Genomic DNA, 12,661 nt, shown 5'->3' on the forward strand with positions numbered 1-12,661 from the left:
TGTCGAGTACGAGGCCGCCTACTGGGCAAATCACTCGGCGGCCGACTACCGTGAGACACCGGTCCTCGCTGAGGCTGGAACCAGATAGCTGAGCCTCCGCCGAACTCGGGGCGATTCACCCTGTGCGCGCTGGCGGTGCTGGCGTTGCAGCACATGGTGCTCGCCCAGCAGCACCGAGCGGCCGGATTGTGAGGTGGTGCACCGCTGGCGCAGCGGACACTGCCGGCAGGCCGCACCGAACTTCGCCCGGCCCTGCGGCGACACTGTCCGCGTGACATCAGCCGGGCAGGTCAACGTGTTTGCCGCGGCATCGAAGGTGAAGTCATCCAGACCAAACCCGCCCTCCACAGCGGGCCTGGTCGGCCAGGGTTTGACCAGGGGCAGCCACTGCTTTCCGGCGAGGGTGGCCAGCATGTCTCCGGTGGCGTACGCCGAGTCTCCGAGCACTTCAATGTGTTCGACGTCTGTAGTGGTGGGATCTGTGGTCACCAGGTCCGCACCGACGGCGGCGTCGGAATTGTCCGGACCGCTGGCCCGAGTCAGCCGGGCCGCAGTGGTCAGCCCGGTATCGGGTTCGACCACGATGTGGGCTTTGAACCCGTCCTGGCGACGCTGCTGGGTCTTGTGCGCGTGCCGGGCATCGGGGTCCACGGTAGAGATCACCCGGTCCGGGACGGTGCGGCGGGCGATGCGCCACCGGCCGTCGGTGCCATCGGAATCCTCGGCGGGCTCGACGTCCTGGCCGGCGACCAATGCCAGCAGCGCCACCGCCTCGGCTGGTCTGCCGCCGGCGGCGGTGATCGCCTCAACATCCAGAGCCTCAAGCAGTGCCAGAGCGTCTGCGACCAGGGCCGAGACCAGCTCGTCGCGGGCGGCCTGGTCATCCCAGGCGATACGCGGCTTACCGGCCTCGGAGCAATCGTGCCCGCACACCGCCGCCAACCGGGTGCACTCGGAGGCGATCAGCTCTTTCGCGCCGGGCACTTCGCGGCCGACCCGCCTGATCTGGGCGATGAGTTGGGTGATCGTGTCCTGACGGGCCACCGCATCATCCAGAACCGTCGAGTCCAGTGCGCGGCGGGTCTTAGTCTTGACCGCTCCGGTCTCGGCGATGACCTGGCGCACCACCTCGAAGATCCGCTGCGGATTCTCGCTGGCGGCCAGCCGGCGCCGCCAGTAAGTCAACGTCGACGAGTCGACGCCCTTGGCATCGACCGCGTACCCGCACGCGGCCTTCCACCGCAGGTCAAACGTCAACGCATCCACGGCCTCCCGGTCGGAGTGCCCAAACAGAGCCTGAAGCACGATGACCGAGGCGATCACCTCCCCCGGGATCGACGGCCGGCCCCGGCCCGAGGGAAACAGATCGGCGAACAACTCCGCCGGGAACAAGCGACCCCGATGCTCGGCCAGCAACGCGAACACGCTGCCGGGCTCGAGCAGATGCCCCGCCACCGACACCACATCCAGCAACTCACGCTGCCGATCCCACTCACCCTGCATGAACCAAGTATTTTCGGGCCCGGGTCACCCCGTGGGGCGGACACCCTGATTGTTCAGCAGTCTCCTAGCGCAGCTTCTCGACGTCGTAGCCGACCGTGGCCTCGTCCGCCCACTCCTCGATCATCGCGTCCGCGACGGGCTTGCCGTTGATCGTCTCCCCGGACATACCCAGGATCGAGCGGGCCGCCGACATCGCGGTAGGGCAGTCGGACGTCGCCGAGGTCGGGGAACTGCTCTGCCTGTTCGATCATGACCGCACGACAGGTCCACAGTACGAGCCACGAACGACGGGAGAGGCCCCGAACCGTGCTGGTTCGGGGCCTCTCCCGTGAGTATCGGACGAGCCGAGGATCAGTGGATCGCGTTGCCACTTTCGTCTGCGTCGTCATCGGACTTGCCGTGCACGCGGTCCTGGTACTCCTTCAGGACGGTGCGCTGCTTGATCTCGGCCTCGTGGTGGGCGGCCTCGAGGGCTGCCGATTCGTCGGCCGGATCCGCGCTCCACCAGCTGCCCGCACCGGGCTTGCCGGCGCTGCCGAGGCGGTTCATCCGCTTCGGCACGGTCGCGCCCTGGTAGTCGAGCGGAACCGGGTGGCCGTGGTCGTCGACCGGGCCGAGCGGCTGGTGGATCTCGATGTACTCGCCGTGCGGCAGGCGACGGACGATACCCGTCTCGATGCCGTGCTCGAGCACCTGACGGTCGCTGCGCTGCAGCCCCAGGCAGAACCGGTAGGTGATGTAGTACACGAGCGGCGGCAGCACCACCATGCCGATACGGCCCATCCACGTCGTCGCGTTGATCGAGATGTCGAACTTGAACGCGATCAGGTCGTTGATGCACATCAGCGTCAGGACCAGGTAGAAGGTCAGCGCCATCATGCCCAGACCGGTGCGGACCGGGGCGTCACGCGGACGCTGCAGCAGGTTGTGGTGTGCGTCGTCCTTCGAGAACTTCTTCTCGATCCACGGGTACGTGGTGAGGATGACGAACACCAGGCCCATGATCACGGCGACCCAGAACACGGCCGGGATCGTGTAGCGATCGAACAGGTAGATCTCCCACGCCGGCCAGGTACGGGCCAGACCGTCCGTCCACATCATGTAGAAGTCGGGCTGCGAACCGGCCGAGACCTGCGACGGGTTGTACGGGCCGATGTTCCACACCGGGTTGATCTGCAACAGACCGGACATCAGGGCGAGGACAGCGAACGTCATCGCGAAGAACGCGCCGGACTTGACGGCGAACACGGGGAGGATGCGGACACCCACGACGTTGTTCTCGGTGCGGCCGGGGCCGGGGAACTGCGTGTGCTTCTGGTACCAGACCAGCGCGAGGTGCGCGGCGATCAGGGCGAGGATGATGCCCGGGATCAGCAGGATGTGCAGCACGTAGAACCGCGGGATGATCAGGTCGCCGGGGAAGTCGCCACCGAAGATCGCCCAGTGCAGCCAGGTACCGATGATCGGCACCGACAGGGTGATGCCGGAGAACGCGGCGCGCAGACCCGTACCGGACAGCAGATCGTCGGGCAGCGAGTACCCGAAGAAGCCCTCGAACATCGCGAGGATGAGCAGCAGCGATCCGATGACCCAGTTCGCTTCACGCGGGCGTCGGAACGCGCCGGTGAAGAAGATGCGAAGCAGGTGCACGATGATCGACGCCGCGAACATCAGCGCCGCCCAGTGGTGGATCTGGCGGACGAACAGGCCGCCGCGGACCTCGAACGAGATGTTCAGTGTCGTCTCGTAGGCGCGGGACATGCCCACACCCCGCAGCGGGGTGTACACGCCGTCGTACGTCACGTGTGCCAGCGACGGGTCGAAGAACAGGGTCAGGAACACACCCGAGATCAGCAGGATGATGAAGCTGTACAGCGCGACTTCACCCAGCAGGAACGACCAGTGTGTCGGGAAGACCTTGTTGATCTGCCGGCGGATGCCGGGCGAGAGGTGATAACGAGAATCGAGGTTCTCGCCCACCTTCGCAGCGTGGGATTGTGTTGCAGTACTCACGGGCGACGCTCCCAGAAGGCCGGTCCGAGCGCTTCGATGAAGTCACCGTTGGCGACGAGGAAGCCCTCTTCGTTCACTGTAATGGGCAGCTGCGGCAGGGCACGAGCAGCGGGGCCGAACACCGGCTTGCCGTACTCCAGCGCATCGAACTGCGACTGGTGGCACGGGCAGAGGATCCGGTTGGTCTGCTGTTCGTACAGCGACGTCGGGCAGCCGAGATGCGTGCAGATCTTCGAGTAGGCGAAGTAGTCGCCGTAGTTGAAGCTCTCCTGGCCCTTGCGCTTGACGGCGTTCTCGGCGTCCTCCGTGCGCAGACGGATCAGCATGACCGCGTTGCGGATGCCGCGCAACCCGTCGAGCAGCGCGTGATCGTCGCCGCGGTCGGTCTCCCGGAACGGGAAGACCGTCTCCATACCGCCGGCGTCGAGATCCTCGGGCCGGACCAGCACGATGTCCTGCGGGCGACCGGTGTCGCGGCGAAGGTAGATGGTCTCACCCTCGTAGCGCGGGGTCCAGCCGGACACCCACAGCGGCGACTTGTCCCCCTCGGCCCACGGGTTCTTGATCAGGCCGCCGAGCGGCATGATCAGCCCGACGCCGAGCGCGCCACCGCCGAAGATCGCGGTGCGCTTGATCAGCTTGCGGCGGGGCAGCGTCGAGGTCTCGAGCGAATCGGAGAGCTCGGCGACGATCGTCTTGCGATCGACCTCGGCGGACGGCCCGTCGTGGCGATCCTGGATCGAGACCTCTTCGGGAATGAACTTCTTGGTGAACTGCACAGCGCCGACACCGACACCGAGGATCGAAAGACCCAGCGTCAGGCCCAGCACCGGCGTGTAGAAGCTGTACCACCGGTAGTTCTGGTCGCCGATGCCCTGGTACTCCCACGGCCAGAACAGGTACGCGAGGATGAACGCGACACCGGAGATGCCGGCGAGGATGAACCAGAACGCGACGTTGCGCTCCGCGCGCCGTTCGGCGCGGGTGCCCTCGACGGGCCACCGATCCTTGCGGAACGCGACATCGACGCCGTCGAGTTTCGTACCGAGCGCGACGAGGTCGTCGCGGCTCATCTGGTCGAGGTTTTCGATGGAGTGCTTGTTCGGCGTGTCGCCGCTGCTCATGACCTTGCTCCGATCCACAGTGCGGCGCCGACGACTGCGACGATGCCGACAGCGAACACCGCGGGACCTTCGGCACCCGGACCGAAGCCGCCGAGCCCGTAACCGCCCGGATCCTGGGTCTCGGCGGCGGACTTGATGTACGCGATGATGTCTTGCTTCTCCTCGACCGTCAGCTGACGGTCGGAGAACTTCGGCATGTTCTGGGGGCCCGTGAGCATGGCGGTGTAGATCTGCTGCTCGCTCGCGGGATCCAGATTGGGTGCGAACTTGCCACCGGAGAGGGCGCCACCACGGCCGGTGAAGTTGTGGCAGGAGGCGCAGTTCTGGCGGAACAACTCGCTACCGCGACCGATGTCGTTGCCGCGGAGCGACGACTGGGCGATGTCGCCGTTCTCGTCGCGGATGATGGTGGGGCCACCACCGTTCGCCTGGATGTAGGCGCCGAGCGCGTCGATCTGGCCGGCGTCGAACTTGGGGTCCTTGCGCTGGGCCTGGGCCTCGTTCCGGGCCATCGGCATACGGCCGGAGGACACCTGGAAGTAGACGGCGGCCTCGCCGACGCCGATCAGGGACGGACCGCGGTCCTGGACGCCCTGAAGATTGACGCCGTGGCAGGTGACACAAGAAGTCTCGTAGAGCTGCTTGCCCTCACGGATCAGCGCGTTCTGGTCGTCCTGCGCGATCGCGACCTGCGGCTCGGGCGTCAGGGCGGACGCGAGGAAGCCGGCGCTGAGCAGGCCGAGGGCGAGCACGAGGGCGCCGGTGACACGGCGCCGGAGCTTGCGCTGACGGCGGGACTTGGCAGCAGGGGCTGCCGAGGATCGACCGGGCATGTCACCCTCGGGTGCGAGAGGTGGGGATGAACTCATCTGTATCCCTTTTTGTATGTCGGGACGGACTGGACGTCAGGGGGCTGCCTGGGCGTTCAGCTGGCTAACGGATGAAATAGATCGTGGCAAACAGCGCGATCCACACGATGTCGACGAAGTGCCAGTAGTACGACACCACGATCGCCGCGGTGGCCTGCGCGGGCGTGAACTTGCTGACCTTGGTGCGGAACAGCAGGAACACGAAGGCGATGAGACCGCCGATCACGTGCAGCCCGTGGAAACCGGTCGTGATGTAGAACACCGAGCCGTACACGCTGCCCGGGATCGTCGTACCGTGTTGGACCAGGTGGAAGTACTCGTAGCCCTGGCCGAGCACGAAGAACGTGCCCATTGCGAGGGTGACGATGTACCACCGCCGGAGACCGAACACGTCGCCGCGTTCCGCGGCGAAGACACCCAGCTGGCACGTGAACGAGGACGCAACCAGCACCAGCGTCACCGGCACGGCCAGCCACAGGTTCAGTTCGGTGGGCGGCGGAGGCCACATGCCCTCCGGTGCCTGTGCCCGCGCCACGAAGTACATGGCGAAGAGCCCTGCAAAAAACATGAGCTCACTGGACAACCACACGATGGTGCCGACGCTGACCAGGTTGGGCCGGTTCAACGAGTGCACGCGCTGTGTGATTGCAGATCCTGAAGTCCCTACTGCGCTCGTCACGCTGGCTAGTATGACCCGTCGTAGTACGTGATGGGCAATCGGGGCCGAAATCGGCGCGTCTCAGCAGCTCCCGAGAAGCGTTTCTGCAGCGGAGACAGGGTTGCGAGCCGATCCCCGCGCCGTGCGATCGTGGTGACATGAGCACTGGAACAGGGATGTGGGCGCGGTTGCGGACGTGGGTGACGGGCAACCGCACCGAACCTTTGGACCCCACCCGCACCGACCTCGTGATCGTCGTGGCTTCCTTCGACGACGCCGAGGCGTGCTCGACCGCTCTGGAACGCGGAGCCGACGGCACGCCCCGCTGGACGGAAGACGCGGAGGCGGTGCTGCGGCACCACCTCGAGCTGCCGATCGCCGCGGTCGACGAGGCGATCGCTCTGGCGGGGCAGGACGGATACGTCCGGGTGCCGGCGACCGGGGGACCGTCGGATCCGGAGCCCGCCGACCGGGTGTCGCTCATCCTGCAGCGAGTGCAGGTGCTCGACGCGCTCCACTGCGCCCAGGAGAAGTCCCGGATGGCCTCGCTCGCCCAGCGGCTCGGCGGTGACGCACACGGATGGGATGCCCTGCAGCCCGGTACGGCGGACTGACCGGCGCGACGCACCGACCGGACGGCCGTGCGGACACCGGCCACCGCGTCGCTAAGCTCTCCGGGCGTGGACACACACGGTGTCCGCAGCTGCGTGGACACGGCAGTGTCCGGTTGGGAGCGAGTTGCGGTGGAGGCGGGTGCGATGAACGTGAGGCGACGAACGGACGAGGTGGCCTCGAGCTGGCCCGCGGTGCTCGGCGCACTGACCGGTGGACGTGACCTGACACGCGACGAAGCCCGGTGGGCGATGGACGAGATCTTCTCCGACAACGCGAGCCCCGCGCAGATCGCGGCGTTCGGTGTCGCACTGAAGATGAAGGGGGAGACCCCCGAAGAACTGAGGGCCCTCGCCGACACGATGCTCGGCTACGCCCACCTCGTGCCCGTCGACGACGACACCGTCGACATCGTGGGTACCGGCGGCGACCGGGCCAACACCGTCAACATCTCGACGATGGCCTCGCTCGTGGTCGCGGCGACGGGAATCCGCGTCGTCAAGCACGGCAATCGCGCCGCCTCGTCGAAGAGCGGCGGCGCCGACGTGCTCGAAGCACTCGGAATACACATCGACCTCGGACCCGAGCAGGTTGCCGAATCGATCGCCGGTGCGGGCATCGGCTTCTGCTTCGCGCCGGTCTACCATCCGGCCCTCCGATTCGCGGCCGCACCCCGCAAACAGATCGGCATTCCGACCGTCTTCAACGTGCTCGGACCGCTCACCAACCCGGCCCGGCCGCGGGCCGGTCTCATCGGATGCGCGTTCGAACCGCTCGTGCCGACGGTCGCGGGTGTGCTCGCCCAGCGAGGCAACAGTGCTCTGGTGGTGCGTGGAGACGACGGACTCGACGAACTGACGACATCGACGACGTCGACCGTGCACGTCGTGTCGGGCGGCGACGTGCGTGTCGAGACCCTCGATCCGACGCGCCTGGGGATCCCCCGGGTGCCGTTGGATGCGCTGCGCGGCGGAGACGCGGACGAGAACGCGGCGATCGCGCGACGGATGCTCGCCGGTGAGACCGGCGCGGTACGCGACGCCGTCGTGCTCAACGCGGCCGGGGCCATCGCCGCGTTCCGGGGCCTCGACGGGTCGCTCGAGGACGCGATGGCCGCGGGCGTGGAGGCCGCGACGGCGGCGATCGACGGCGGCGGAGCCGCCCGGGTTCTCGAGAAGTGGGCCGAGGTCACGACCCGGCTCGGTGCTGACGGGCGCTGACAAGCGCGGTGCTGACGGGCGCTGACAAGCGCGGTGCTGACGGGCGCTGACACGCGCGGTGCTCACGGGCGCCGGCAAGCGCGGTGCTCGCGCGCGTCGACGGGAAGGGCCCCGCGGTACGGACGAGTCGGTGCCGCGGCGGGCCGGTCACCGAGGGCACCGCGGGGAGCCGTCAGTCGCCGATGGAGAACCCGGCCTCGACGTCAGCGCTCGAGTAGGACTGGAACGCGATGTGCGTGACGGTCTTCTCGACGCCCTCGACCTTGTTGATGCCGCGGGTGACGACGTCGGCGATCTGCGCGTGGTCGCGGACACGGACGACGGCGACGAGATCGACGTCGCCCGCGCACGAGTACACGGTGTCGACCCCGGCGAGATCGGCGACCGCCTGCGCGGTCTCCGGGATGCGGTGGGCGTCGGCGTCGATCAGGACGATGGCATTGATCATGAGGGCACCTTATTACCTTCCTCCGGTGCTGGTCGCGTAGGCCGCGCCTGGGACGTCGGGAGCGCCCTCGGCGGCGACACGTGCGTCACGGGCGATGCCCGCCCAGCTCTCCCACCGGCCGGCTCCGCCGACCGACTCGTGCCAGCCGTGGGAGGTGCGGACTATTCGGACACCGTCCTCGTCGAGCCATCGCGTGATCAAGCCCAGTTCCTCGGCGGGTGCACCCCGCAGCGGTCCGGGGTGCGGTCGCACGGTCTCGGCGGCAGCGACGATCGCATCGACGACGGGCATCGGCGCCACTCCGCGCGCTGCGACACCGGCCGACGCGAGCCGGCCCGCCCGCACGACCGCGAACTCCCAGCCTCCCTCCGCCCGGGGTCGCGCGGCGACGAGTTCGTCGATCGCGGCGACGGCGGCGAGGCGCTGCGTGCGTCGTAATGCCCGGACCGCGTCGGCGGTGCGGTCCCGCAGGCGCGCGGCGTTCTCGAACAGTTCCTCCCGCGCGAGCCCGGCGATCCGGTCGGCGGCGGTGCGCAACACCGCGTCGTCGCGACCGTGGAGCACCGCGCGGAGGCGCTCGACCTGCGCTGCGTACTGCTCGGCGGTCTGCACACCGTGTACCGCCGCCGTGCAGGCACCGACGGCATCCGCCGCACACCGATCGCCGTGACGCGCGGTGCGCCCGATCCGGCGGGTGCACGAGCGTATCCCGCAGAATTCGGCGAGGGTCGCCGCCACCTCGGTGGCGGCGGAACGCGCGGAGAACGGCCCGAGTGCGTCGTCGCCCGCGGTGCGCGAGATCGCGAGACGCGGGAACGCCTCGTCCGTGAGAACCGCCCACCAGCCGCGCGTCGGATACTTCGAACGCCGGTTGTACGGAGGTGCGTGCGCAGCGAGGAGACGCAACTCGCGTACACCCGCCTCGAGTCGGTGCGCGCATTCGACATGGTCGACGCGCGTGGCCAGCGCGACCATCTCACGCATCCGTGATCGGGTGTCGGAACCGGTGAAGTACGACCGTACGCGTCGGTGGAGGTCGACCGCGGTACCGACGTAGAGGACCTCGTCGGACGGTCCGCGGAAGAGATAGACGCCCGGACGGTGCGGTAGATGCGCGGCGAGCGTGCGTTTGGCGCGGTGTTCCGCGCCGACGGCGGGGACGTAGTCGCGCAACTCGGTGAGGCTGTGCACACCCAGATTCCCGACTCGCTCGATCAGTGCGTGGAGGACGTCGACGGTGGCGCGGGCGTCGTCGAGCGCACGGTGGGTGGGTCGGGTCGACACGTGGAACAGCTCCGCGAGGGCCGAGAGTTTGACCGACGGCGCCTCGTCGCGGCCCAGGACGCGCCGCGCGAGCTTCACCGTGCACACCACCGGGAAATCCGGCCAGGTGGATTCGCAGTGAGCGGTGGCGGCCTTCAGGAAACCGATGTCGAACCCGGCGTTGTGGGCGACGAGGACGGATCCTGCGGCGAACTCCAGGAAGGACGGGACGACCTGTTCGATCCGGGGTGCGTCACGAACCATCGCGGTGGTGATGCCGGTGAGGTGGACGATCTGCGGTGGAATGGGCCGACCGGGGTCGACGAGTGTGGCGAACTCTCCGAGCACCTCGCCACCGCGGACCTTCACCGCACCGATCTCGGTGATCGCGTCGTGTCCGGCCTTGCCGCCCGTGGTCTCGAGGTCGACCACCACGAACGTCGTCTCGCGCAGCGGCGTGCCCAGTTCGTCGAGGGCGAGTTGGACACCGGGCGCGGTGGAGGTCGGGGACGGGAGCGACGCCATGGCCGAGAGCGTAGGCACCGTCGCCGACACGGCCGTCGGGTGGGCGCCTACGCGGCGCCCCGAGCCGACGCGCCCGAGGCGATGAGACGAGTATCACACGGGGTTGTCGATGCGCGTCGGGCGGCGGGTGCGCCCCGGCTCCGCAGCGCGGTCGCGGCGGCCGGAAGGGTGGCGTCCGGGCGGGTTGCGCGCGGCCTCGGGAGGCCGTCGGATTGCGGGCCCGAACAGTGCGGATGCGGCCCCGCGGGTGCTCTGGGGGTGCGGTGGTGGCGGCGCGTGCGGGTGACCGCCGCCCGCGTGCTGTTACCGCACCGTTATCGACGGGGTCCGTGGATGCCGCGAAAAGCCGTGAATCCGCTGAATCGGACATTCTCCACCGGTCGCGTTTGGCATCACCGTGGCCGTTTCGTAACCTTATCGAGACCGAGCGGTGAAGTTGGTCGGCCCGAACCAGACGGGCCGGAGCCGCACGGCGACCGCCTAATCGGGCGCTCCACACGGGCGTTCGAGCCGGGGACCCACGAGTACTCGGGGTGAATCCCCTCAGCTTCGTCCGAAGCGAGGGGTAGGGCTGATCTTCCGCCCGAACCCGTCAGCTAACTCGGTCGGCGGGTAACGGAAGAAATGGAGAACATCCCCTCGTGGTCTCGCAGAGCAGCAAGAACACCGTGCGCCGCGCGGTTGTCACCGGTGCACTCGCCCTCGGTGCCGTCACCGTCACCGCCGGCCCCGCGATGGCAGAGCCCATCGAAATCCCGGGCGTCGGAACCTTCGAACTTCCCGCCGGCGTGAGCCTTCCGCCGGAGGTCACCAATCTCATCCCGCAGGGACCCGAGGCGGCTCCGTCGCAGTTCGTCGCGCCGTTCACGTCGGTCGGTCAGCGTGCGGCCGACGTCGCGCAGAGCAAGATCGGCTCCCCGTACGTGTACGGCGCGACCGGACCGAACGCGTTCGACTGCTCCGGGTTGGTGCAGTGGGCCTACGAGCAGGTCGGCGTCAGCGTCCCGCGGACGAGCTATCAGCAGGCTGCGGCCGGCAGTGCCGTGTCGCTCGACCTCCTGCAGCCCGGCGATGTCGTGTCGTTCTACGGCGGCAGCCACACCGGCATCTACATCGGCAACGGCAACATCGTCCATGCCTCGACGTCCAGCCAGCCCGTGAAGGTCGCTCCGCTGTACTCGATGCCCGTGGACGGCGCGCGCCGCTTCGCCTGATCGAGTTGACGACGACGGGGGTGGCCCGGCCTGTGCGGCCCGGCCACCCCCGAGTCGTTTCCGCTACCGGTGAGTAGACATCGGCCGGTACCGCTCCGTAACCTTATCGAGACCTTCGCGGAAAGGATGTCGAGCGTCGTGGTCTTCGGCAGCATCAAACAGGCCGTGCGGACGGTCCTCGTGACGGGTCTGCTCGTGGTTCCGTGCGTCGCGGCGTCCCCCGCGGTAGCCGACCCCGTCGGCGACAGCCCGACCGCGCAACTCGAACACCTCGCCGAGCTCTCGCGACGGTCCGAACAAACCTCCGAGGCATTGCACAACGCGACCATCGATCTCGACGCCCGCGTCGCCGAACAGCACGAGACCGAGGCGCGCGCCGCCGCGGACCGTGATGCGCTCGCCGCGGCCCGGGCCGAGGTCGCCCGGTTCCGCCCCGCCGTCGACAAGCTCGCGCAGGCCAACTACCGCGGCGCCCGCACCAACCGACTCTTCGCCGTCATGATCAGCGACTCGCCGCAGCAGCTGCTCGACCAGATGGTGCTCCTCGACGTCCTCGGCCGTCAGACCGACCGGGACGTGGACGAGTTCCGCGCCGCGTCCGCTGCCGCCGCCGACGCCGCAGCAGCGTCGGAACGGTCCGCCGAGGACGCACGGATCGCCGCCGAACACGCGCAGACCCTCCGCGACGACCTGCAACGGCAGGAAGACGACCTCGAGACCCGGATCCAAGCGGTCCTCGATGCGTTCGACGACCTCAGCGACGAGGAGAAGGCGATCCTCGCCGGCACACCGTTCCCGCCGGGACTCGACGCCGACAAGATCATGGAGCACCTTCGCCCCGGCAGCGGATCGGGTGCGCTCAGCGCCGCGCTGACCCGCATCGGCGACCCCTACGTGTGGGGCGCGACGGGCCCCGACCAGTTCGACTGCTCGGGTCTGGTGGTGTGGGCCTATCGGCAGGTCGGCAAGACCCTCCCGCGATCGAGCCAGGCACAGGCACAGGGCGGCACCCCGGTCTCCCGTGCCGACCTCCAACCCGGCGACGTCGTCGTCTTCTACGACGACGCCTCCCACGTCGGGTTGTACGCCGGGGACGGCAACATCGTCCACGCCTCCACCTTCGGGGTGCCCGTGAAGGTCCAGTCGATGGACAGCTTCCCGTTCCACAGCGCCCGTCGCTACTGACACAGCCGCCGGATCGAGGCACGCGCC

At 68.4% G+C, this 12,661-nt stretch carries 10 protein-coding genes, 2 pseudogenes and 1 riboswitch; of the genes and pseudogenes, 4 read left to right on the top strand and 8 right to left on the bottom strand.

Going from position 1 to position 12,661, the window contains the following annotated elements; genetic code table 11:
- Positions 1-120: 120 nt before the first annotated feature.
- From LDQ05_RS11990 to ctaE, 6 genes and pseudogenes are all read right to left on the bottom strand, one after another.
- Positions 121-1,503, bottom strand: a pseudogene (locus LDQ05_RS11990) (transposase); the annotation flags it as partial.
- 67 nt (positions 1,504-1,570) lie between these two features.
- Positions 1,571-1,669, bottom strand: a pseudogene (locus tag LDQ05_RS11995) (CopG family transcriptional regulator); the annotation flags it as partial.
- A 185-nt stretch (positions 1,670-1,854) separates the two neighbouring features.
- Entirely contained in the window at positions 1,855-3,516 is a 1,662-nt protein-coding gene (gene qcrB, locus LDQ05_RS12000) for a cytochrome bc1 complex cytochrome b subunit (protein WP_226437190.1), read from the bottom strand.
- On the bottom strand, positions 3,513-4,640 hold the full coding sequence (gene qcrA / locus LDQ05_RS12005; protein ID WP_226437191.1) for a cytochrome bc1 complex Rieske iron-sulfur subunit: 1,128 nt from the start codon (positions 4,638-4,640) through the stop codon (positions 3,513-3,515). Before qcrA ends, qcrB begins: the two co-directional genes overlap by 4 nt.
- Entirely contained in the window at positions 4,637-5,473 is an 837-nt protein-coding gene (qcrC, locus tag LDQ05_RS12010; RefSeq protein ID WP_226437192.1) for a cytochrome bc1 complex diheme cytochrome c subunit, read from the bottom strand. Before qcrC ends, qcrA begins: the two co-directional genes overlap by 4 nt.
- A gap of 100 nt (positions 5,474-5,573) precedes the next feature.
- Positions 5,574-6,188: an aa3-type cytochrome oxidase subunit III gene (ctaE, locus tag LDQ05_RS12015; RefSeq protein WP_226437193.1), complete on the bottom strand. Its 615-nt coding sequence runs from the start codon at positions 6,186-6,188 to the stop codon at positions 5,574-5,576.
- 137 nt (positions 6,189-6,325) lie between these two features.
- Between ctaE and LDQ05_RS12020 the strand changes: the two genes are divergently transcribed.
- A complete protein-coding gene (locus LDQ05_RS12020) occupies positions 6,326-6,781 on the top strand; it encodes a hypothetical protein (RefSeq protein WP_372461088.1) in 456 nt (151 codons plus the stop codon).
- A gap of 144 nt (positions 6,782-6,925) precedes the next feature.
- Positions 6,926-7,999 carry an anthranilate phosphoribosyltransferase gene (trpD, locus tag LDQ05_RS12025; protein WP_226437194.1) on the top strand — a complete coding sequence of 358 codons (1,074 nt, stop codon included), beginning with the start codon at positions 6,926-6,928 and terminating at the stop codon, positions 7,997-7,999.
- A gap of 172 nt (positions 8,000-8,171) precedes the next feature.
- On the opposite strand, the gene LDQ05_RS12030 is transcribed toward trpD, so the two are convergent.
- Together LDQ05_RS12030 and LDQ05_RS12035 are read right to left on the bottom strand one after the other, a co-directional pair.
- On the bottom strand, positions 8,172-8,447 hold the full coding sequence (locus LDQ05_RS12030) for an Lrp/AsnC family transcriptional regulator (protein WP_226437195.1): 276 nt from the start codon (positions 8,445-8,447) through the stop codon (positions 8,172-8,174).
- Positions 8,448-8,459: 12 nt separating this feature from the next.
- A complete protein-coding gene (locus LDQ05_RS12035; protein WP_226437196.1) occupies positions 8,460-10,235 on the bottom strand; it encodes a DEDD exonuclease domain-containing protein in 1,776 nt (591 codons plus the stop codon).
- A 467-nt stretch (positions 10,236-10,702) separates the two neighbouring features.
- Positions 10,703-10,861: riboswitch (cyclic di-AMP (ydaO/yuaA leader) on the top strand.
- Between the two features lie 15 nt (positions 10,862-10,876).
- Here LDQ05_RS12035 and LDQ05_RS12040 point away from each other — a divergent pair.
- Complete coding sequence (locus LDQ05_RS12040) at positions 10,877-11,449, top strand: C40 family peptidase (RefSeq protein WP_226437197.1); 573 nt, start codon at positions 10,877-10,879, stop codon at positions 11,447-11,449.
- 138 nt (positions 11,450-11,587) lie between these two features.
- Positions 11,588-12,634: a C40 family peptidase gene (locus tag LDQ05_RS12045; protein ID WP_372461089.1), complete on the top strand. Its 1,047-nt coding sequence runs from the start codon at positions 11,588-11,590 to the stop codon at positions 12,632-12,634.
- The last annotated feature ends 27 nt before the right edge of the window (positions 12,635-12,661 follow it).

Origin of the sequence: Rhodococcus yananensis (genome assembly GCF_020515525.1) — a bacterium.
Lineage (GTDB): Bacteria > Actinomycetota > Actinomycetes > Mycobacteriales > Mycobacteriaceae > Rhodococcus > Rhodococcus yananensis.

Coding starts and splice junctions, on each gene's coding strand:
- qcrA (WP_226437191.1), bottom strand. CDS start 4,640: ATGAGCAGCGGCGACACGCCGAACAAGCACTCCATCGAAAACCTCGAC.
- qcrC (WP_226437192.1), bottom strand. CDS start 5,473: ATGCCCGGTCGATCCTCGGCAGCCCCTGCTGCCAAGTCCCGCCGTCAG.
- LDQ05_RS12020 (WP_372461088.1), top strand. CDS start 6,326: ATGAGCACTGGAACAGGGATGTGGGCGCGGTTGCGGACGTGGGTGACG.
- trpD (WP_226437194.1), top strand. CDS start 6,926: ATGAACGTGAGGCGACGAACGGACGAGGTGGCCTCGAGCTGGCCCGCG.
- LDQ05_RS12030 (WP_226437195.1), bottom strand. CDS start 8,447: ATGATCAATGCCATCGTCCTGATCGACGCCGACGCCCACCGCATCCCG.
- LDQ05_RS12035 (WP_226437196.1), bottom strand. CDS start 10,235: ATGGCGTCGCTCCCGTCCCCGACCTCCACCGCGCCCGGTGTCCAACTC.